The 21,618-nt window shown below is 45.7% G+C and carries 23 protein-coding genes and 1 pseudogene; 10 read left to right on the forward strand and 14 right to left on the reverse strand.

Features of this window, described 5'->3' with window-relative positions; genetic code table 11:
• Nucleotides 1–68 precede the first annotated feature (68 nt).
• Nucleotides 69–611: a COP23 domain-containing protein gene (locus C7B77_RS05300; protein WP_106301055.1), complete on the reverse strand. Its 543-nt coding sequence runs from the start codon at nucleotides 609–611 to the stop codon at nucleotides 69–71.
• Nucleotides 612–995: 384 nt separating this feature from the next.
• On the opposite strand from C7B77_RS05300, the gene C7B77_RS05305 reads away from it, so the two are divergent.
• Complete coding sequence (locus tag C7B77_RS05305; RefSeq protein ID WP_181243716.1) at nucleotides 996–2,465, forward strand: protein kinase domain-containing protein; 1,470 nt, start codon at nucleotides 996–998, stop codon at nucleotides 2,463–2,465.
• A gap of 129 nt (nucleotides 2,466–2,594) precedes the next feature.
• On the opposite strand, the gene C7B77_RS05310 is transcribed toward C7B77_RS05305, so the two are convergent.
• From C7B77_RS05310 to C7B77_RS05320, 3 genes are all read right to left on the reverse strand, one after another.
• Nucleotides 2,595–3,101: a nuclear transport factor 2 family protein gene (locus tag C7B77_RS05310; protein ID WP_146138192.1), complete on the reverse strand. Its 507-nt coding sequence runs from the start codon at nucleotides 3,099–3,101 to the stop codon at nucleotides 2,595–2,597.
• 130 nt (nucleotides 3,102–3,231) lie between these two features.
• Nucleotides 3,232–3,978: an HAD-IIB family hydrolase gene (locus tag C7B77_RS05315; protein ID WP_106301064.1), complete on the reverse strand. Its 747-nt coding sequence runs from the start codon at nucleotides 3,976–3,978 to the stop codon at nucleotides 3,232–3,234.
• A gap of 437 nt (nucleotides 3,979–4,415) precedes the next feature.
• Nucleotides 4,416–5,996: a metallophosphoesterase family protein gene (locus C7B77_RS05320; protein ID WP_106301067.1), complete on the reverse strand. Its 1,581-nt coding sequence runs from the start codon at nucleotides 5,994–5,996 to the stop codon at nucleotides 4,416–4,418.
• Nucleotides 5,997–6,151: 155 nt separating this feature from the next.
• On the opposite strand from C7B77_RS05320, the gene C7B77_RS05325 reads away from it, so the two are divergent.
• Nucleotides 6,152–7,177 (forward strand): hypothetical protein, encoded by a 1,026-nt coding sequence (locus tag C7B77_RS05325; protein WP_106301070.1) that lies wholly within the window; start codon nucleotides 6,152–6,154, stop codon nucleotides 7,175–7,177.
• An 83-nt stretch (nucleotides 7,178–7,260) separates the two neighbouring features.
• Here the strand turns inward: C7B77_RS05325 and C7B77_RS31640 are convergent.
• Nucleotides 7,261–7,381, reverse strand: a pseudogene (locus C7B77_RS31640) (DUF6596 domain-containing protein); the annotation flags it as partial.
• Between the two features lie 25 nt (nucleotides 7,382–7,406).
• Nucleotides 7,407–7,907 carry a MarR family winged helix-turn-helix transcriptional regulator gene (locus tag C7B77_RS05335; protein WP_106301073.1) on the reverse strand — a complete coding sequence of 167 codons (501 nt, stop codon included), beginning with the start codon at nucleotides 7,905–7,907 and terminating at the stop codon, nucleotides 7,407–7,409.
• 135 nt (nucleotides 7,908–8,042) lie between these two features.
• Between C7B77_RS05335 and C7B77_RS05340 the strand changes: the two genes are divergently transcribed.
• The 3 genes from C7B77_RS05340 (at nucleotide 8,043) to C7B77_RS05350 (ending at nucleotide 10,490) form a co-directional block, all read left to right on the forward strand.
• Nucleotides 8,043–8,546 (forward strand): DUF2269 family protein, encoded by a 504-nt coding sequence (locus tag C7B77_RS05340; protein ID WP_106301076.1) that lies wholly within the window; start codon nucleotides 8,043–8,045, stop codon nucleotides 8,544–8,546.
• 45 nt (nucleotides 8,547–8,591) lie between these two features.
• Nucleotides 8,592–10,148, forward strand: a complete 1,557-nt coding sequence (locus C7B77_RS05345) for an iron uptake porin (RefSeq protein WP_106301079.1) — start codon at nucleotides 8,592–8,594, stop codon at nucleotides 10,146–10,148.
• A 132-nt stretch (nucleotides 10,149–10,280) separates the two neighbouring features.
• Nucleotides 10,281–10,490, forward strand: coding sequence for a DUF433 domain-containing protein (locus tag C7B77_RS05350; protein ID WP_219891996.1), 210 nt, complete (start codon nucleotides 10,281–10,283; stop codon nucleotides 10,488–10,490).
• A 49-nt stretch (nucleotides 10,491–10,539) separates the two neighbouring features.
• Here the strand turns inward: C7B77_RS05350 and C7B77_RS05355 are convergent, their stop codons facing one another.
• The 4 genes from C7B77_RS05355 to C7B77_RS05370 form a co-directional block, all read right to left on the reverse strand.
• Nucleotides 10,540–11,148, reverse strand: a complete 609-nt coding sequence (locus C7B77_RS05355) for an SLATT domain-containing protein (RefSeq protein WP_106301085.1) — start codon at nucleotides 11,146–11,148, stop codon at nucleotides 10,540–10,542.
• 225 nt (nucleotides 11,149–11,373) lie between these two features.
• A complete protein-coding gene (locus C7B77_RS05360; protein ID WP_181243717.1) occupies nucleotides 11,374–11,832 on the reverse strand; it encodes a type II toxin-antitoxin system VapC family toxin in 459 nt (152 codons plus the stop codon).
• Nucleotides 11,826–12,110, reverse strand: a complete 285-nt coding sequence (locus tag C7B77_RS05365) for a type II toxin-antitoxin system HicB family antitoxin (RefSeq protein WP_106301088.1) — start codon at nucleotides 12,108–12,110, stop codon at nucleotides 11,826–11,828. Before C7B77_RS05365 ends, C7B77_RS05360 begins: the two co-directional genes overlap by 7 nt.
• A 164-nt stretch (nucleotides 12,111–12,274) precedes the next feature.
• Complete coding sequence (locus tag C7B77_RS05370) at nucleotides 12,275–12,922, reverse strand: TetR/AcrR family transcriptional regulator (RefSeq protein WP_146138193.1); 648 nt, start codon at nucleotides 12,920–12,922, stop codon at nucleotides 12,275–12,277.
• A gap of 143 nt (nucleotides 12,923–13,065) precedes the next feature.
• On the opposite strand from C7B77_RS05370, the gene C7B77_RS05375 reads away from it, so the two are divergent.
• The 5 genes from C7B77_RS05375 (at nucleotide 13,066) to C7B77_RS05395 (ending at nucleotide 18,311) form a co-directional block, all read left to right on the forward strand.
• A complete protein-coding gene (locus tag C7B77_RS05375; protein ID WP_106301094.1) occupies nucleotides 13,066–14,454 on the forward strand; it encodes an HlyD family efflux transporter periplasmic adaptor subunit in 1,389 nt (462 codons plus the stop codon).
• 180 nt (nucleotides 14,455–14,634) lie between these two features.
• A complete protein-coding gene (devC, locus tag C7B77_RS05380; protein ID WP_106301097.1) occupies nucleotides 14,635–15,801 on the forward strand; it encodes an ABC transporter permease DevC in 1,167 nt (388 codons plus the stop codon).
• Between the two features lie 91 nt (nucleotides 15,802–15,892).
• A complete protein-coding gene (locus C7B77_RS05385) occupies nucleotides 15,893–16,612 on the forward strand; it encodes a DevA family ABC transporter ATP-binding protein (protein ID WP_342761345.1) in 720 nt (239 codons plus the stop codon).
• Between the two features lie 12 nt (nucleotides 16,613–16,624).
• Nucleotides 16,625–17,251 carry a TetR/AcrR family transcriptional regulator gene (locus tag C7B77_RS05390; RefSeq protein ID WP_106301100.1) on the forward strand — a complete coding sequence of 209 codons (627 nt, stop codon included), beginning with the start codon at nucleotides 16,625–16,627 and terminating at the stop codon, nucleotides 17,249–17,251.
• Between the two features lie 64 nt (nucleotides 17,252–17,315).
• A complete protein-coding gene (locus tag C7B77_RS05395; RefSeq protein ID WP_106301103.1) occupies nucleotides 17,316–18,311 on the forward strand; it encodes an aromatic ring-hydroxylating oxygenase subunit alpha in 996 nt (331 codons plus the stop codon).
• A gap of 122 nt (nucleotides 18,312–18,433) precedes the next feature.
• Here the strand turns inward: C7B77_RS05395 and C7B77_RS05400 are convergent, their stop codons facing one another.
• From C7B77_RS05400 to C7B77_RS05415, 4 genes are all read right to left on the reverse strand, one after another.
• Entirely contained in the window at nucleotides 18,434–18,808 is a 375-nt protein-coding gene (locus C7B77_RS05400) for a nuclear transport factor 2 family protein (protein ID WP_106301106.1), read from the reverse strand.
• 78 nt (nucleotides 18,809–18,886) lie between these two features.
• Complete coding sequence (locus C7B77_RS05405) at nucleotides 18,887–20,197, reverse strand: glycosyltransferase (protein ID WP_106301121.1); 1,311 nt, start codon at nucleotides 20,195–20,197, stop codon at nucleotides 18,887–18,889.
• A gap of 171 nt (nucleotides 20,198–20,368) precedes the next feature.
• Nucleotides 20,369–20,557 (reverse strand): hypothetical protein, encoded by a 189-nt coding sequence (locus C7B77_RS05410; protein WP_106301109.1) that lies wholly within the window; start codon nucleotides 20,555–20,557, stop codon nucleotides 20,369–20,371.
• 23 nt (nucleotides 20,558–20,580) lie between these two features.
• A partial coding sequence (locus C7B77_RS05415) for a glycosyltransferase (protein ID WP_146138195.1) occupies nucleotides 20,581–21,618 on the reverse strand: 1,038 nt, incomplete at its 5' end.

Below are 21,618 nucleotides of genomic sequence, written 5' to 3' on the forward strand. Positions count from 1 at the left end.
GATTGTCACTTACTGGGGTCGCTCTGGTTGGCACAGCCTCTGTCTTGACTCGCTTACCCAGAGACTTGCTATTTAGCCCCTAATAATCGATCGATACTAACATAAGCATCTCCATTGCGGTAGCGAATTAATTGTTCGCCGCTGAGTTGAACGATCTGTCCGGAAGCGCGCGCGCGCAGATCGAGAATTTGTTGGAGCACCCGTGCTGAATCGGTACCTTTGTGGAGGGTGACTAGTACGCTAGCCTTGGGGCAAGTGTTACCACTAACGCCTGCATCGACGCAGAGGACGGGATAGCTATTGACATTCCCCGTGCGAATATATCTTAAGTTACCAGCTCGATTGAACCGATCGAGTCGATTGGAGACTTCCTTGCAGCGGTTGGTGATGTCATTGTATCGCCCGGTAAAGGATTTAACCCAATGAATCATCGGGATCTTCCCCCGTACAGTTTTGACAACAGTCGTTGGTGCCCCAGCCATCATTTCGCACTGAAACTTTCGACTGGTTTGAGCGATCGTGGGTGCAAACCATTGAGATCCAATTGCGAGTGTCGCACTTAGGAGGAAAGTACCAAAAAATTTATGGTTCGATGGAAGGATTCTAAACATGATAAATTGGTGCGATCGTTGGTAAGCTTCGACTTTGTGAAACGTAGGTAATTGGTAGGAATGAGAATCGATCGACAAAAATCAGCAGCGGTTAAATTACCTATTATAAACAGAGTTACCATCTACTCTTGCTAACTCTCCACCGCATTTATACTGAATCTAGTAATTGAAGATCGGCTAAATGCCCGAGCCGAATTGCGATCGCGATCGCTGCAATTTTTATACATGCATGCTTATGATACTTAGACATCGGCTCGATCGAACCAAATGGCGATCTAATGCGGCGATCGTCGTCCGATCGAGCTGAAATTTACGAGACTTAGTTTAGCCTCAGCCTTTTTAAATATGCTATTTAATATACCTTACTTAACCAAGTACCGCTCTATGCTAGGCACGATCCTTCGCTCGCATTATAAAATAGTTAAGGTTCTAGGCATTGGTAAGTCTGGAACTACTTATTTAGCAACAGATATAGATTTAGTCGAATCGCCACTATATGTAGTTAAAAAAATTGAATTTATCGATAATGGTGGGATGTTGCCATCGATCGCCGAGCAACTATTTGAAATGCAAGGTTCGATCGCCCATAATATCGGACAGCATCCACAAGTACCGTCTTTAGTTGCTAGATTTGAAGAAAACGGTAATAGATATTTGATTCGTGAATATATCGAGGGCGAATTACTCGATCGAGAACTGACTCCCGGCTCGATTTGGAGCCAGACTCAAGTTTTTGACTTTTTGATGGATTTGGTCGAAATTTTGTGTCTGCTGCATAGTTTTAAATATATCCATCGCGATATCAATCCTCAGAATATTATTAGACGTCAAGATGATGGGAGATTTAGTTTAATTGGCTTTAGTTCTGTCAAAGATTTAGGAAATGTCTGGCCGAATCTACCAGATGAGGATACTCGCTATCTCAACGATCCGAGTTATGTCTCTTACGAGCAAGAACAAAATATGCCGCAATTAAATAGCGATCTGTATGCCGTTGGCGCGATCGCCATTCAAGCTCTCACCGGGAAGTTTCCACTCGAAAAAGATGGCTATACTTACGAACTTAAGTGGCGCGATGAAGTTAATATCGATCGTCGGTTGGTCGAAATTATTAATAGAATGGTGCGCCCCGATTATCGGAATCGATACTCATCACCATTAGAAGCATTAGAAGCTCTCAAAGCTTTTGCGCTGAGTCAAATCCCACCGAGTCGATCGCCTCAACTCAAAACACCTGTTATCTTGGGTACTGCTGCTTGTGCGTTATTAGTCGGGCTAGGAGCTGCTAAATTATTATCAACTGCAACCGATAAAACTCCATTACTAACTTCACAAGCGAGCGTCACAAATACTAGTCCCGTTGCTATGAATCTGAATAGTATCGCCTGGAAAAGCTATGTAGATAAAGCGGCAAATATTCAAATTAAATATCCAGCAAATTGGCAGCAGGAAGATATTAAGAATATTGTCACGGGCGAGAACGTAATGTTTGTGAGTCCCCAAGATAAAAATTCAGGTAATAAGTTTCGCGAAAATATATCGATTAGGGTCGAGAATCTGACCGATCCACAGACGACATTAGCTAATTATACCCAATCGACGATTGCCGAAATTAAGCGGTATTATCAAAATGCTAAAATTGTCGAATCGAGTTCGATTCTTTTAGCCAAAAAGCCAGCTAATTTGGTCATCTATACTGGTAAAGATGAAAATGCCCAAGTTATCAAAAATCTGGAAGTTTGGACGATCGATCGAGGCAAGGCTTATATTTTGACATATAAAGCTCGACCCGATCGTTATTACCAATATTTGGGAACGGCGATGAATGCGATCGATTCATTCGAGCTAGAATGATTTTTGATAAATAGGTGCAATTATTTATAAAATAGATTACTCCCAGAATCGGCATGGTGGGCAGTGCCCACCCTACTTCTATCCTAAAAATTTAATTCTCAATTATCAATTATCAATTCTCAATTAAATTTACCCTTTAAAAGTTTGACCGTTAAAAGTGGTCTGACTGGTTAAAATTTTGCTTTGTCTCAATCGCCAGCCTTGGGGAGTTTTCAACCAGGAATCGCGAGATGTTTGGTTGATGATAATCTTATTAAAACCAGCAACCGTACCTTCGGTTTTTTGTTCGATCGCGACATCGATGCCACTGGCATTAGTATCGATCGTTTTAATTGTGGCTTTAGTAGATGTTAATTTAATATTGAATCGCGTGAAAAGATTGTTATAATGTTCGCGGAATTCTGATAGGTTTTGTTTGTTACCTTCAGGACTGATATTTACATAGTCTGGGGTAAAAAGTGCAGTTGCTCCTTTAATATCTTTACGGACAAAGGCCGCATTAATGCGATCGTAATTTGTTTGAATCGTTGGTTGAATTTTGGCGTTATTATCTGCCTGTGCGGGGGCAATTGCCACGATCGCGATCGAGAGCAAAATAGCTGAAACCAGCGAATCTCTAGCGGTAGATGAGATCATTTGTCATATTAATTAACTGCATTGCCCCGTCTGACGTCGTTGGTACCCTAAAGGTTCCAGCGAGCGAGCGAGCGTTAAAATTATGGCAGCTTTGGGTAACAATCAACGGTAAATTAATATACTGTTGGCTCTACTTTAATAACTTTACCAATTCACAAAATCCAGCAACTTCAGGTAATTTGGTGATATATAGTGGCAGATGTGGCAAGATATCGGTGTAATGTTGGATATTGGCAACACCGACAGAGAGCGGAAATAACGCTCGATCGAACATTGTCGCATCATTGGGACTATCGCCGACGGTAATTATTTGGTTCGGTGCGATCTCGGGAAAATAGTGTTTGAGTACTCGGACAATTGCCACCCCTTTATCTTGGTGCGGTGGTTTGATATGACACTGCACGGTACTGAAGGTAAAGCTGTAGCCCCACTCTTGGCACTGAGTCGCGATCGCGCTTATTTCTGCATCTGTCAACCCCGCCACGTCAAATGTCCAATCGGTGATCCGAAACTGATTGTCGCTCGATTCTTCGATTTGGGGGTAACGTGCTTGCAATTCCCAAAACCGCTCTGCCAAAAGGGCGCGATGCTCCTCGATACTTTCGAGCCGCGTCAGAAAATCAAATCCACTGCAATTGGACTGGAAAAATACGCCACCATTTTCGGCGATCGCTCCAGCCACGGGTAGATAATTATTGACAGCACTCACCCAGCCCGCAGATCTACCCGTAACCAATAGTAATTTGATGCCCTTGGAATTGAGAAGATCGATCGCCTGTAGTAGCTCGGTGGTAAATTTACCCTCGCGAGTCAGGGTACCATCGACATCCGTCGCAATCAGCCGAATATCTGTCAGTCGCTCTATTAGGGGTAGCATATGGTTTGCGAGGATCGATCTCGATCGATAACGGATAGCACGATCTCAGGTTACCCATAAAAGGCACTCCACGCAATTACTATGTAAAGATCTGGACTAGTGGGTGGGGTGGTACTGCAAAGATCTACCCACCCCGCCCTACGGGCACCCCTCCGAGGAGGGGATTCTTCACTTGAGTCATCCACCAGTTACAGCACACTCACAAGTCTAGGAGACTTCTTTCGATCTGAATTCAACCCCTACCTAGCCCCCGATCTGCGCTCACTCATCACCCCTGAGCAAAGCCAACGATAAACACAGATCGCTTGCCAACCAGAAAATCGGCGCATATTCGAGGAGAGCTAGAGTGAAAAATCCCCTCCTCGGAGGGGTGCCCATAGGGCGGGGTGGGTAAAGGACTACGCCGTTACTCAAGATCGATCGAAAGAGAGTAAATCCTACATAGAATCGTCTAACTTACTCGTGTAATATTGCCACTGATGCTGGTGATACTCGGCAATTTGGGGCTTGAGATTAAATTTCAGATCTCGTCCAGGTAAAACATCAACTTGTAAAAACGAGTAGGGGTGCTTTTTATCAGCACCGCGTCCGGTTTTACCGATAAACTGATGCGACACGGCGACATCCTGCAACTTGCCATCGATCCGTTCTTGCAAGACATTCCCTTCCTGACGTTGGCGGCGCAGACTAAAACCACTTCCACCACAGATAACCCATTTTATGCCTCGATCGGCATGTCCGGTGTCTAAGGTTTCGATATATTCAAAGCAATGAGCGTGCCCCGATAGGACTAAATCTACCAGAGGACGGTTATCCATGAGTGGCTTGACTGCTTGCTCGACGCGATCGAATACTTCACGTAAATAATGCCGCACGGCTAGGGTTTGACCTTGATGCCATTTGGTTGCTTCGGTAACATAGGGCGGATGATGAAAATAAATCATCCGTCCGCGCACGGTTTTGTCTTGCCAAGATTCGATCAGTCCGCGTTCGAGCCACTCTAATTGCTCGTAATCGATCTGTTCGTGGACTGTATTGGGATCTAATTGTTTTTCTAAATCGCGAATTAATTCTTCAATTTGTTCGACTTTGCCCAGTAACTCGTCGAGGGATTGCTGTTCGCCCGGTATCGGTTGCGTGGGATCGTCGGGATCTAAGTTTTGCATGACTTGCAAGTGATCCTCTCGCTCGGCTTGCAATCGTTCTAGATCTGCGATCAATTGCTGGCGGCGCAGATCGCCCCGTTCGTTGGATTCGATCGGCAATGGTGCATTAAAGGTATTAGAATCGAGGGCAAAAAAGTCAATCCCCCCATAGCGAAACCGATAGTAGCGGTTGGGGATGCGGGTAAATTTGCCTGGTTGATAGTTTAACCCTTTACCTGTAGAAGTCTGAGCTGTATAGTGCCGCTCTAAATGCTGCTGGAGTTCTGAATCGGGGATATCCTTGAGATAATCTAAGAAGGCTCTCGCATAGGCATCTCCCTGAAACGAACCATGCCAACTCACATCCAAATCGATGTAATACCGAAAAGCTTGGCGCACGGGGCGCAATAACTGCGACAATACGCCATAAGCGATCGGTAAATCGTAATAGTCGTGATTGCCGAGTACGGGCAAGAAGGGGCGATTGAAGACCATCGAGTCATAGCGAATCTGTTTGGCAACATCGCCACCTACCAGTAATTCTCGATAAGGTTTGATAAAATTCTCTGGATACTGTTCGCTCGATCCGACTAGATAGACAACATCGCCAGTATGCAGGATAAATTGCGCTGAAGGTGCCGTTCGCATCATAAACTTCGCTACGCGCCGCTGGGGACTATCGCGCCGTCGCACGCCACTACCGCTGTCTCCTAGCACGCAAAATGTAAACCCCCGATCTGGCTCGATCCGATCTTCTAACACTAGTCGCGTTCGATCGATCCCTAATTTTTGAAACAATGGATGATGCCACCGCATTCTTTCTTGCATTTTGGCCATCTTGCGGGCGATAGTCGGATCGGAAACTAACTTCATTACATTAATATCGATTTATCTGCCAGATTTCTATCCAGCTTAACGAATTTTTGTCTACAGAAGATCGATAAATAGACAGAACATCCAGAATTGCCTAATGGTGAAACCAAACGACGATCGAGTCAGTCAAGGAGATTAGTTTTTAACGTTGATGTATGTTAGGCCGAATCCGTAGTTATCTGGCGATCGCAATCTTAGCTCCGATAACGATCTTACTGCCAGCGATACCGCCTGTTATCGCCCAAGCCAATGTCCTCCCCAAAGCAGTCGCCAATAGCGTCAAACAAGATCTAGTGCGACGATTTCAAGTCCCATCTGCTAGCTTAAAAGTCCAGAGCTTTTCACAGCAAACTTGGTCGGATGGCTGTCTGGGCTTGGCCAAAACTGACGAAGTATGTACGCAAGCGATCGTTAATGGTTGGCGAGTCGAGGCAACCGATGGCAGCCAGAGTTATTTCTACCGTACCGATAATACGGGCAAAAATCTCCGCACGGAAACATCGCCCCAAGCTGTCTTGCCACTACCTGTCGCGCGGAAGTTACGGCAATTTGCCAACCGAGAGCTAGGCATCGCGATCGAGAAAATTCAAGTCACAGCGATCGCCCCACGAACATTTGATGGCTGTCTGGGGATTGTGACACCCAATCGAGCTTGTACTAAAATTGCGCTTTCAGGTTGGCAAGCGGTGCTAACCAATGGGCGGCGCAGTTGGGTGTATCATCTCGATCGCAATGCTAGTCGCATCGTCCAAAATACAGCCGCAAGTAATGCGATCGCGCCTGTCGCGATTTCGTTTGCGTCCGCAGATGCAGCTTTAGAGCCTAATATTTTATTTTCTAGTTCTACTTCGGGAGATATTACAGGTAGAACGACGATCGCCACCCTAGCTACAGATGGCAAAGTTACCCGCTTAATTACCGCGCCCAATATTCGATCTCGTCCGGTACTACTCAGAACGCTGACACCAACACAACTCGATCGATTCAAAGCGTTGCTATCTCGTCAAGGCTTTGCCAACTTAAACGGACTGAGTTATTTGACTTCAGCGTCTGTAGCCGATGTGCCGACAGTCACGCTCCAAGGGATTGGCAGTAGCACCAGCTACACCAGCATCGAGAAACAGCGCATCCCCAAGTCTTTACAGTCGATCGTCACAGCCTGGGAATCAATTGCCAAATAAGTCTAGATCGTCTGCTCGATCGATCGCTTGCAATCCTACTAAATAGCCATCGCGCATCGCCACTGCTACCGCTCGATTCAGCATGATGTCCCCAGTCGCCGAAGTCCGTGTGGTGCGTCGCGATTTTTGTAGCAGCATCAACGTCAGCAATCCTATTACTTCAGCCTCTGGCAATAGTTCCATTACCAAATACCCCAGCCGAATGGTTTATTTTCGGAGGCGATCGTTTTCAACTAGCGTCGGACAATGCTGAAGTACCAGAGTTGAGCTTTTGGAGCAAATTAACTAGAGTCTTTTTCTCTTTTGTAGTTAAATTTGCCATCAATTTTTTGGTACGGCAAAAATGATCGGGCAAGATATTTTCCAGAAGTGCGTTCCCCCGCTCCGTGAGGTGAACTGTGAGCATTCGCCGATCGCTCGGATGCGGCTGCCGTTGTACCAAATTCTCGCGCTCCAATCCATCGAGTAGACCCGTAATCGTCGCCCGCGTGACATTGGCTCGTTCGGCAAATTCTGATGGTACGAGTCCCTGGTTTGCGACATACAGTTGCATCAACAGTGTAAATTTTCCCGCCGAGAGTCCATACCGATCGAAATGGGCATCGAAAGCCGTATAAACCTCAGTGGCTGAATTGAGGAACGCCAGACAGGTTTCCACCGATTCGGCATCAAAATCTGGAAAATCCCGTTCGAGTTCTTCAAATGTCTCCCGACCTGGAAATACTTGCATAAAACAGAGATATTTAGCCCCCTTATGATAAGGCGGTAAATAAATTTCGACAACCTCTTGACATCCTACTGACTGCCAAGCTCTAATATTAGTTAGTCAGCTAACTATAAGGCGGTCAACTTTTTGAGGTAAATCATGAAACTGAAGATCGAGCAGAGAAACTGGTTGCTGAGTCTACACATCACTTCTGGCGGTTTATGGTTTGGGACGGCGTTGTGTTCTGCGGCTCTAGCTCTAAGCTTTCGCAGCCTGGACAGGGGCGATGTACTCTATGGCATCAATGTTGCTCGCAATTTAATGGGGCAATTTATTATCGTGCCTGCTGCGGTGCTGTCAGTTATTACTGGAGTTTTGCTGTGTAGTTTCACCAATTGGGGATTTTTCAAACATAACTGGCTCATGGTGAAACAACTGTTGACATTAATTTCGATCGTGGCTGGCTCGATTTGGCTGGGGCCTTGGACAAAGGAGATGACGACAATTTCTGAAACTGCACGCTCTCAAGCATGGCAAAATGCCGACTACCTGCGACTTGAGAGCACAGTCATGGTGGGTGGAGTCTTACAAACACTGGTGCTGATGATAATTATCGTTATTTCAACAGTCAAACCCTGGAGCCGACGCAAGACAAGCAATTGAAAGAATAAATCAATGAGCGTGCATTATCAATCGGACGATAACTTTATGAAATGGTATCCCCTCCCGCTCTCGATGTTCTTACTGCTACTTTCGGCTAACTCTTTGCTGGCGGAACTAGCTGCTCCCGCCGGAGCTGAAAAATCCCCTGTAGTAAAGGATCTCACTTCAGGACAACAGCGTTCTAATGTTCGGCCAACCGATCGATCGTTCCAGGCTGTTCGATCGTTAATCGATCGCTACGGTTGTATCACAGCAAATCCTAATGATTTTAGCGATCCAGCTCGTATCCTGACACGTTATGAGTTTGCCACAGGACTAAATAACTGCCTCACGCGGATGAATGAACTGTCGGCAAGTTCGACGACAGTTGCAATTCGCCCAGAGGATTTAAACATACTCAACCGCCTACAACAAGAATTTGCTCCAGAACTAGCGATAATTCGAGAACGTGCCAACACGATCGCCGATAGCACAAATAAACTGAATACACAGCAATTTTCACCGACAACCAAGCTGCGAGGACAAGTTATCGTAGCTGTCAACGCGGGTGGCTTTTCAGGAGAGCGGATTATCGACGCTCAAGGCCGACAGATTGCTAACGAGCAACCGCCAGCAACAACTTTATATCGAGTTGCTTTGGATCTGAATACCAGTTTTACAGGTACAGATGCCTTGCGGATTTTGCTAGAAACTGGCAGTGGTGGTGGGACGACGAATGTGACAGGGCTGTTAGAACCGACATTTGGCAGTGTTATCGATTTCTCGGTCAAACCACCGACCCGCAACACGATTGGGATCGGTCGCCTGGTTTATGCTTTTAAGCCAAACCCAGATTTACAAGTGGCTATCGGCCCGGACATTCGCATCAGTGATTATATAGATCGCAATCGTTATGCCAATCTGAGCTTTAGAGACTTTAACTCCCAGGTATTTGTCAACAATCTGCTGCTAATGACAAACGATGGGCCGAGTGCAGGCGGTGCGATCGATTGGAATCCCGATCGGGGAGCTTTTAGTCTGCGGGCAACTTACTCAGCACGCGATGCGGCGAATTCGAGTAGTCAAGGCCCAATTCGAGGTGGTGCCTCATTTGTGCCTTTGCTCTATCCCATTCAGGGGGGCAATCGCGGACTTTTTGGCGACACGCATCAATATACTGCGGAGTTAGAATATGCACCTTCAAAAGCTATGGCAGTGCGCCTACAATACAGCGGTGGAGAAGTTTACGATCGTCGATTTGATGTTGCTGGTATCAACGTTGAATTACAGATTTCCCCGCAAATTGCATTCTTCGGTCGTTATGGCTATGGCAGTTATGAAAAAACAACATTTGGCAATATTAATCCTAATTATTGGATGGCTGGTTTAGCGTTTCCAGATCTCCTGATGAAGGGAAGTCTGGCAGGTATTGCGATCGGGCAACCATTCATTTCCAATGAAGTTGGGAATGCAAATCAAACCAACATTGAAGCTTTTTATCGCATTGCTGTGAGTGATAATATTCAAGTTACCCCTTCGATCCAGATTGTCAATAATCCTAGCAATCAAAGTGCAAACGGTACTATTGTTACCGGAACCGTGCAAACAGTATTTTCTTTTTGATAATTTTCTAGATTCCCAAGCTTTTCCATAACTAGTACCCAGAAAAATCAGCAGAAGTATTTTAGCAATTTAGACGAATGGGAGAGTTAGCAATAGAATAAGTGTATGTAATTATTTAACAAAAATAAGTTTATGGACTATCGAGCATCAGTTATTTCCGATCCACGCGTGATGATGAGCAAACCTGTAATTGCTGGTACGCGCATCACCGTCGAGTTAATTATCGAAAAATTAGCCGCAGGTGATACCACCGAACAAATTTTAGCAGCTCATCCCCGCCTCACCCCAGCGGCTATTTCCGCCGCTTTGGGATTTGCCAAAGATAGCCTGAGAGCTAAATAGATCTATAATTAGCTCTCAGGCTATTTTTAGTGGCCTTCTTTACTGTTTATCATTTTGTTATAAGAAAATAAATAAAGCTAAACTCAAAAACAATCGGGACAATATAGACAAGCAGTTCCATCAAATAAAGATAACAATATTTCAATTGTTGACCGAATAAGCTAATTGATATAGGCTTTTTCCTATTAATGTTAATTTGTCCTTGTAGGTTGTCAATAGCACTGACATTCTCATATTGTCTCAGGATGTTTCCATAACGATTACTAAAAATTTGATAATGTGTCATTCTATCACTATTAGATTCAACGTATCTCATATCCCTTAATAAGTCATTAAAATCAAGACCTGATTGATACATTTTATATCCTCGCGCTGCATAATTATTAGCTCCTATCAAAAGAGATAACATAAGTATCGCTACTGCTAAACTGATAGATGCAAAGTCGATGATGTTCTGGTTATAGCGAAGTGGCATTTTAGTAACCGTGAGCAGTGGAATTACAATTAAGCCTAGCGAGAGAACCGATAGAGTCCACTGAGAAACTAAATTATGAAAACTAAGACGATCGCTTGCAGCGAAGCAGCTCTTCATCACAGTATTTGTATTCTCTTTCAGCTTGTCGTAGGCATCGGAAGTATGAATAACTCCTGAAGACATAGATAAATTATTTGATTAAATTTGTATTGAAGCTTTGTCGATAGTTGTGGAAGTAACCACATAATCATGCAGAGCTGATGTGTAAAACTATCTTCATTTGAAAGCTAAATCAGATTTTATAATAATCGATCGACTTGTGGTATTACCAAAAGGCGAACATCCATATCTACTTGTGAAAGCATTTAGATTAGCTTATCTTTCGCGTAGCGTGCCATAGGCAATTGATTAGTTATTCAGAGTGATATTTTGCCACAGATCGGCTCGGACGAACCGAGATAAATGACCGACATTAGTTGTAGCAATGACAACATCTGAAACATTTAAAGTCATAGCTTGTGCAGCTAAAATCATATCGCCATCAATAGTTTTGTCACCTGCTGTTGGTTGTCCTTGCTGACGAGCCTGTGCCCAAAATATGGCTGCTTGTCTCATCGCCGCAGTTGTGATGGGTAAATATTCCACCAATTCTATTAACTCATCTAATCGACTAATTCCTTTAACTTTATTCGAGCGCAACAATTCTCGCCGAACTTCATAGTCAGTTATTTCTGGAATGATAACTCGAACACCTGCGGTAGAGATAGTTTGAAGCCAGTTAGTACAAGCAGCACTTGCTGGAGATCGATTGGGGTTAGTAATTAAACCAATTGGCCCTGAATCTAATAAAACGACTTGACTTACCAAGTTACACCTTTCAATTCATCAGGAAATAACTTGCGATCGGATAAACGATCCTCATCTAGAGCCTGAATCAGATACTCTCCTGTCTCTTGTTGCTCTTGCGTGTCATCTTCATCTATCCATGACTGAAGCAGATTAACCAATTTAGTTGACTTATCTTGAGGTAAAACACTCTCTGTCAGAAGTTTTAGAGCATAAGCCTCCATTGAAAGACCTTGCTCTTTAGCTATTCGATCGAGCTGTCGCTCTATTTCTGGTGGGACGTTAAGGGTTATTGTCATCTCGATCTTTAGAACTACACTTTTACATTTTATCCTGTTAAATAACCTAAAAAGAGCTTATCGATCGTGGTTAAGATCGATACCAGTTGCACCCCGCGTAGCGTCTAAATCCGATCGAGAGGCACAAATTTGTCCCCACCTCGCTACAGCTACCTCTATTCCAGCTATTTTGTGATGCGGATATCGCCAGACTCGGCTTCCTGAATCATCGCCAAGAGCATTGCCAACAGATCCTCACGTAAGGCTGCATTCGGTAGCGTGCGTCCAAACATCTCAGTATCGCCGAACCCGTCCGCAGCCAGCCGCACCAAATTGGCACGGACAGGATCGAGTCCACTGACTGATATTTTTTGTTGCCAAGCATCGAATCGACTTTGCACGAGTTCCAACAGATCTGGATTGCTAGTCGCTACGAGGGCTAGGCTCGAAATCAGCGTTGTAGGGAGGGGCTTACCATTAAATGTTGCGTTGACATAAGCTCTGAGCCATCGTCCTGGCGATTCGGGCGATCGATCGAGTGCGAGTTCGCGATCGATATCGGCATCAAATTCGTCCATCAGGGATTGGACTACTCCCGCGATCAGTGCTTCTTTAGTCGAAAAATGGTACAGCAACCCGCCTTTACTGACTTTTGCTTCCTTGGCAACTGCATCGAGAGTCAGCCGCTCGATGCCTTGGGTTTGAATAATGTGACTTGTGGCTTGCAACAGCCGATCGCGAGTTGCCGCAGCGGATAGAGATTTACCGATCTTTCCTACACCTTTGGGTGCTGGTGGGAGATCGGGAGCCATCGATTTGGGGGATTCGTTCACTAAAGACAATTGCGCCTGTCTGGAATCTCGGCTTATTCTTCCACCATAACATCAAGACGGTCGGGCTTGACAGCATACCGTCTGGACGGTATAAATAAATTAATACCGTCCAGACGGTACAGTTATCATTTTATCGACTTGCTATGAACATTCAGTTCTTGTCGAAACCAGCTCATCGGCGGGTGCTGGTTTTTGTGGTTTTCGCCGCCGCCGCCGGAATCGGTTATTACGGTATGTCTCAATTTAGTCAGGGCAGTCAAACGCCGGAAGCAAAACAACCGACGACGACAGCAGTGCCGCGAGTGGTGGCGTTGGGACAACTCGAACCCCAAACCGAAGTCACGAAGATTTCGGTGCCTGCGGCATTGAATAACGATCGAGTGGCACAACTGCTGGTTAAAAGAGGAGATCGCATTAAAGCTGGACAAACGATCGCCATCTTAGATAGTCGCGATCGCTTACAAGGCTTATTAGCAGAAGCGAGAACGCAAGTAGACTTAGCTCAAGCAGAATTAGCTCAAGTGCGATCGGGTGCCAAAACTGGCGAAATCAACTCCCAAACAGCCGAGATCGCGCGGATTCAAGCACAATTACTCGGTGAAGAAAGAGCGCAACGGGAGTCTTTAGCCAGATTAGAAGCACAGTTGGCGGGGGATAAATCCGCTCAGGAAGCTAATTTGGCTGGACTGGAAGCACAATTGGCTGGAGACATCCAAGTGCAATCGGCAACGGTAAAAAGATTAGCCGCCGAATTAAATAATGCCCGATCGGAATTACGGCGGTACAAGCAATTATATACAGCAGGTGCGATTCCCCAATCGCAGTACGAGACTAGGCGGTTGAGTGTCGATACGGCCATTCAACAATTAAATGAAGCGCAGGCGGGATTAACCAGAACTAGAGCTACTGGCGATCGCAAAATTAGTGAAGCAAAAGCGAATTTACAACGAACGATCGCGACTGGAAGTAAACAAATTAGTGAGGCCAAAATTGTCTTAGCAAGGATTCGATCGACAGGCGCGCGACAAGTGAGTTCGGCTCAAGGAACTCTGAGTAAAATCTCTGAAGTCCGCCCAGTGGATGTAAAAACGGCACAGGCTAAAGTAAACCAGACAAGGGCAGTAGCAAAACGAGTCGAAACCGAACTGGCTCAGGCATACGTTCGATCGCCCATCGCCGGACAAATTCTCGATATTTTTGCCAAGCCTGGAGAAGTCGTCAATGATGACGGGATCGTAGATATCGGTCAAACCGATCGAATGCAGGTCGTGGCCGAAATCGACCAAGGGGACATCAAAAAAGTCCGGTTGGGGCAATCCGTGCTGATTACAGGCGAGGCGTTTGCAGGCGAATTAAGCGGTACCGTGCGCGATATCGGGCTAGCCGTCAGTCGCCAAAGCACATTTGCCGATCGACCGGGCGAAAATCTCGATCGGCGAGTGGTCAAAGTCCGAATCGGCATCGAGCCAGCAGACGGCCAAAAAGTGGCCGGATTGACCAATTTGCAAGTTCAAGTAGCAATTCAACCATAATCGACCTAAATAGCTCAAGTTCCTACCAGCGGTTAGAAACTGCCGCTCGGAGTGTAAAGTCCGCGTAGGCGGACTGAATTATTAGTCCGCCTACGCGGACTTTGCAGCATTAGCCACGATTTCAATCGTTGGCATTCCAAGGTAGCAACTTGGGTTAAACATGTCACCTCACAAATTGCTATGTTTCGCAAATTTTTTCGCAGAACGCCCCTCGCATGGCTACAGCTCAAACGAGAGCCAACCCGCTTTGCCGTTGCCCTAGCGGGAATTGCCTTTGCTGATATTTTAATCTTCTTTCAATTAGGTCTAGCCGAAGGACTGTTTGATTCGGTGACTAAGCCATATACTGCGCTGCAAGGAGATTTATTTTTGATTAATCCCTTATTTGAAAGCATGGCTGTGGTCAAAAGTTTTCCTCGGCGGCGGCTGTATCAAGCGGCGGGAGTTGGAGAGGTTCGATCGATTAATTACATGTATATCGATCAAGGTCGCTGGCGCAATCCGCAAACTTTAAAAAATCAATCGACGATGGTATTTGCCATCAATCCGAACGATTCGGCGATCGTCCTGCCAGAAGTGAAAGCGCATTTAGATCGACTCAAGTTATTAAATCGAATCCTATACGATCGCACCGGAAATGCCGACTTATTTGGCAAGATCGTCGAACCTTTACAGCAATCTGGATCGGTACCGATCCAGTTCAACAACATCCAGACGCAAGTAACTGGAACGTTCGTCATGGGTGCATCATTTTCTGCCAATGGTAATGTCATTACTAGTAATTCGACCTTTCTACGGCTATTCCCAGAGCGCAGAGCCGACCAAATCGATGTGGGGATTATTACTCTCAAACCGGGGACGAACATCGAGCGAGTTCAAACGGCAATTCGATCGCAGATTCCAGATGTTTTAGTTTTAACTCATGCAGAATTTATCGAGCATGAGAAAAAATATTGGCAAGTAAATAGTCCGATCGGATTTCTGTTTGGGTTTGGTGCAGTAATTGGTTTTATCGTTGGCATCGTCATTGTCTATCAAATTCTCTATTCCGATGTTTCCGACCACCTGCCAGAATACGCCACGCTCAAAGCGATGGGATATGGCGATGGCTACCTAATGAGCATTCTCATTCAGGAGTCTTTAATCATGGCAATTTTAGGATTTATTCCTGGATTTATCGTAGCACTAGGACTATACTCACTCGCTACTTCGGTGACATTTATCCCCATTCTCATGAGTGTCAATCGTGCAGTTTTGGTACTGGGTTTAACAATTATTATGTGCGTTGCATCTGGTGGAATTGCGATGCGAAAACTCCAAGAAGCCGATCCTGCCGATATTTTCTAGCGATCTATACCAGAGTCACCAGAACCCCGACTTCTTCAAGAAGTCGGGGTTCTGAAGCCGAAGCATCTTATGTTTTTACTTCACAACTCCAATGAATTTATTATTAACTGTGACTAAAATGTCTGAGCCGATTATTTCTGCACGTAATCTCAACCATTATTTTGGTGATGGCAATCTCAAAAAACAGGCATTGTTTGACATCAATCTAGATATTTATGCAGGCGAAATTGTCATCATGACTGGGCCTTCTGGCTCTGGAAAAACGACTTTACTGACATTAATGGGGGGTTTGCGATCGGCACAAGAAGGTAGTTTAAAAATTCTCGATCGAGAGCTGCGCGATGCCAGCAAGCAAGAATTAACTAAGCTGCGTGGTAATATCGGCTATATTTTTCAGGCACACAATCTCCTCACCTTTTTAACTGCCAAACAAAATGTGCGGATGTCGCTAGAGTTACACGATCGCTATCTCAAAGGAGATTTAGATAAAGTTGCCAATGATATTTTAACAACCGTTGGATTAGAAGAACGGGCAGAATATTATGCAGACAATCTCTCTGGTGGTCAAAAACAACGGGTCGCGATCGCGCGTGCGCTGGTAAGTCAGCCGAAAATTGTGTTAGCCGACGAACCAACTGCCGCATTAGATAAAAAATCGGGTCGCGATGCGGTAGAACTGATGCAAAAACTCGCTAAAGAACAAGATTGCACGATCTTGTTAGTTACTCACGACAACCGCATTTTGGATATTGCAGATCGAATTGTTTATATGGAAGATGGCCGTTTGATGGATCGTCCTGAAACAACCTAATTTCGATCGGGCTTGACAAATATAACTACCTACCTTAAATTAGGTAGTGTGAATAAAAAAGCCAATCCCACTTCGTCAAAAGATGCCGTTCTCAATGCGGCAGAGCAATTATTTTCCGCTCGCGGCTATACGGCTGTGACGTTAAAGCATATTGCTGACAAGTTGGGCATCAAGCAAGCCTCGCTCTACTACCACTTTCCGCTGGGAAAGGAGGATTTGTATGTGGAGGTGATGTTGCGTCATCTAGAACATCGGCTGACTGCTCTCGAAGGCGCGATCGATCGAGCAGAGCCAACGTTACCGAGTTGTTTGTTTGCTGTCGGGATCTGGTTGATTCAGCAACCGCCGCTCAACAGCGAAAGGATGGTGATGAGCGATTTGCCCGAACTTTCTCCAGACAAAGCCGATCTACTTGGAGCAGCAATGGGTCGTTGTGCATTCGATCCGATTGTGGCGTTATTCGATCGATATCGACATCAATTAAAAGAGCGATTTCACAGCGATTTGGGCTTACCCGCAGGTACTTTCATCGCCACTTTAGAATCGTTGTCTACCTATCGCAGGTATGGCTCAAAAACAGATGAAGAATTAGTTCTAGATACGATCGAGCTACTTTTAGGTGGCGCACTCTTACCCTAATCTTTTTTTTAAATATTTACCTACCTAATTTTAGGTTGTCAAAACAAACTAGGAGAATCTTGTGATGTTCGATTTATTGCCCAATGTTTGGACGCCCGTGCTACCGATCGCGGAAATTGAGAATCAACCTGTAGCAGTCGCACTTGCTGGCGAACGGATCGTCTTATTTCGGAACTCAAAAGATGAAATTGGTGCCCTGTTGGATCGCTGTCCTCACCGTGGGGCAGCACTTTCGCTGGGGCGGGTGAGTGCGGATGGCTGTTTGGAATGCCCCTATCACGGCTGGCAATTCCACAAAGATGGTGCTTGTACTCACGTTCCACTCAATAATCCTGCGGATCTTCAGTTGTCTAAACTTTCGGCTGTGAGCTTACCGACTCGAATCATTGCGGGGTTGGTGTGGGTGTTTACTGGTGAAGGGGAAGCTCCAGAACCACAACTTCCCGATAGCTTGACGCAATTACCTCCGGTAGGCTACGCCAACGCAGAATCTTACTTCATTTATCATGAGGTCTGGAATGCTCACTGGACGAGAATAGTTGAGAATTTAATGGATTATGTCCACGTACCATTCGTGCATCGTAATTCCTTTGGTAGTGAAATCGTTAAAAATGCTACTCCTGCTGGCAGTTTTGTGGAATTTAAAATTACTCAGACAGAACATAGCGTGCAATTTTTCAATCGCCTGCATAGCATTGAATCGGGTCTAGAGATCGAGCCTGGTCTTGGTTCTGAGTGGTATCAGCCCAACTTGGTGGTGCTGAAGTTTGATGAAATGGGGATACCGATTCGGATGCACTCTTTTGCAATTCCGATCGATCGCGATCGATCTCGATATTTGCTGGTATTTCAGTTGCTCGCACCTGATACCGTTGAAGTGGCGAAAGAGTTTATCTCTCCCATTGTTGAAGATCGAGTGACGATCGAATCTCAAGTAGGTGAGATTCCGACTACAACTGAAGAGTGTAACGTGCCAAGCGATCGAGCAACCCTGCTATTTCGGCGTTGGTATCATCAAACGATTGTCAAACTGCCCAGACATGTCTCCATATTACGATGAGACCAACCACAGGTATCCATGTAGAACTGAATTGTTTCGATCGGATCGGGTATTCCAATCAGAAAATATGTTCTCTCGTATTGCCACGATCGACTGACAGGTATTGCCTCATGCTGTCTCTGTTATGGCTGGTATGGTGTGCCTTGATGAAAGCGCATGACCCAACCATTTTCTGTGCGCGACCAGATAGAGCTTCGTCTGCCGTACTCGATGATGCCATCGCGATCGACTTGACTGTTGTAGGTAACTTGGGCTGTATTCTGGTCAAGCAGGCGAATGGCAAGATTTGGCAGCGGAAGTACTGCGTGGATTGGCTGCGAATCTATGCGAACAATCCGATCGCGGGTGTAGACTCGTCCCGATCGACCAAACTCAAAAAAATCGGCAGCGAATCGCTGTTCTTGAAAAGTTCGATCGAAGCGCGTGACCTCCCGCCACATGTCTTCTTCGAGGCGAGTCAGGATCGCACGGTCTTCTTCAGAGAGCGTGAAAAACATGATTGGGAGGTAGTGTAATATTACTGCCTAACTAAATTAGTATATGGAAACTTCCCGTCTCTTTCCTAAAAACTAGGTTTATTCGATGAATCTCGAAACTAACTTCAAGCTGGGATTGAGTTTTTGGGTATCGCAGGCTGATTGAACTGACTCTGCCAAGGTTAAAGATTGATAAAGGCTGTGAATTTCAGCGACGATCTCTGCCGCACTAAAATTATCTCGAACCCATTGGCGTCCAGCTTGGCCATAAGCTTCCCACTGCCAAGGATCGTCGAACACCTCTGTAATTGCTGCTGCCAATGCTGTCGGCTCGTTGGGGGGAATCAGCATTCCGGTTTCGCGGTGAATGACTGTGTATTTTAAACCACCCACTATACTGGCAATAACTGGGGTACCTGCGGCCATCGCTTCGAGCGCAACCAATCCAAAAGGTTCGTAGTCGCTAGGGATAACACACACATTAGCGGCTGCATAGTAGAACGGTAGCTCGGTTTGGGCAACTTGCCCGACAAATACCGTCGCATCCTCTAAGCCTAACTCGGTTACTAAATCTTGAATGCGTTGTCGTTCTTGGCACTCTTCCTCGCTTGTGCGATCGCCGCCGACTAGATAAAGTCGGAATGGTTTAGTTAATGTGGCGCAAGCTTTAATGAGAGTTTCAATCCCTTTGCGACGATCGAACCGACCAACATACAAGATTAATTTTTCATCAGTAGCAATTTTTAAATGTTCGCGAGCCACCGTTCTGGCAATCGAGCCAAAGTGACTGGTATTAATAGCGTAGGGAATAACTCTGACCCGTCCTCGATCGGAAATTAACTGCCGCAGATCGGCAACTTCTTGGGGACTGGTGGAGATCGCACAGTCTGTGGATGTCAAACACGCTGTTTCTACCAGATGACGGGTGACGGCAATTGCTGGTGGCTTTGCCATACTCTGATACTTCACTACGCCAACAGAATGATAAGTATGCACTTGGGGTATTCCCAAGTGAGATTTTAGTCGCAGCCCCACCCAGCCAGAGAGCCAATAATTACTATGAATCAGCGTATAGTTACGTCCCGATCTGAGTTGAAATAACCACCAAGCATCCACAAAGGCGGGTAAATGTTCAAATAATTCATCGCGAGGAATGAATTTTGCTGGCCCAGCGGTGAGGCGAATCGTGCGACATCCAGGTGAATTTTCGACGATTTCTTCCTGTTCGGGATGTTCGCGACGGGTGAATATATCGACTTGACAGCCTCGTCGTGCTAGTCCTAGCCCAAGTTCCCGCACGTAAACATTTTGGCTACCTCCTACTTTGCCAATTTCGGCAGTCGGATCGCTATCGACAGCAATGAGGGCATAGCTCGGTCGGCGGTTGGGGGCAACGATCGAATTGCCCATCGGGATACTTGGTGCTAAGCGATCGACCCAATTGTCGGTATCATTTATCGTCATGATTCTTGTTAACCGTTCGCAGGTATTTGTGATTTGCCGATCTCTTCACCGTCTGTTCCAAAAGTTGAAATTATCGGCAAAAAATATCCAGAAGACAAAGAATTGAGCGATCGAGGCTTAGTATAGTGGATCGTCATAGGGCGGAATTGGATAAATTTCTAAAAATTCATCCCAATCCATCTTGCCTTGGAGATGCTTATCTAGATAGTGACGATCGGTTTCGATATCTGCGGGCGGATGTGGTAATTGGCTAACTCGATCGAGAGTGGATGAAGCGGTCTCAGTGGAAAATTGAAGTTCTAGCATGACTGTTTACGATTGTGATGTGGTTAGTTTAGTTCGGTGTTTTCTAGCTGAATGTGTCGATCGCGCAAAGATATTAGCAATCGATCGAGTATTGTTGCTTGTTGGAGGCGATCCAGTTGTTTGAATCGCGGTAAATGCTGAAGTTGAGTAGCGAGGATCGGCGCGAGTTTTTGATTATCGATCGCTTCGCGAACGGACTCTGCCAAGATTAACGATTGATAGAGACTATCAATTTTAGTTTTCATGGTTGCCGAGCTAAAATTAGCCATCGCCCATTTACACCCAGCCTTACCATTAGCTGCTGGTTGGCAGGGGTTACCGAGCGTCTCTTTAATGGCTACTGCTAGTGTCGTAGGATTGCGGAGCGGGATCTGCATTCCAGCTTCATCCCCACCACCAGGGTTGCTAACTACCATCGTCTCTAACGCAACCAACCCAAAAGGTTCGTAGTGGCTAGGAACGAAGCACACATTGGCGGCTACATAGTAATTAGCTACATCGGCTGTGGGAATTGTCCCAACAAACGCAGTAGCATTTTGGAAGCCTAACTCTTTGACTAATTCTGGCAAGCGTCGCTGTTCCCGATCGTAGTTTCCACCTGTGCGGCTGCCACCAACTAGATATAGTCGAAAGGGTAGGGGTAACCTGGCGCAATGTTCGATCCAACCGGAGAGCCAGTAATCACTCTGGAGTAAAGTATAGTTGCGTTCCGATTTAATTTGAAAAGCCAACCAAGCTTCGATAAAAGCAGGCAAATGTTCCAATAATTCGGTGCTAGAAATAACTTTTGCTGGCCCTGCGCTGAGACGAATTATCCGGCAGCCAGGATGAATTTCGATAACTTCGGCCAGATCGGGATGTTCGCGACGGGTGAAAATATCTACTTTACAGCCCCGTTGAGCTAGTGCTACGCCCAGATCCCGCACGTAAATACTCTGCCCGCCAGCATATTGTTTGCCAATATTGGCAATGGGATCGCCATGCAAACAAATCAGGGCGTAGGTTGGTGGTACTGGGGTGTTTGGTGGCTCGCTCAGTCGGAGGCTTTGTTCCAACTGCTC

This window comes from Chamaesiphon polymorphus CCALA 037, from assembly GCF_003003845.1.
Classification (GTDB): domain Bacteria; phylum Cyanobacteriota; class Cyanobacteriia; order Cyanobacteriales; family Chamaesiphonaceae; genus Chamaesiphon; species Chamaesiphon polymorphus.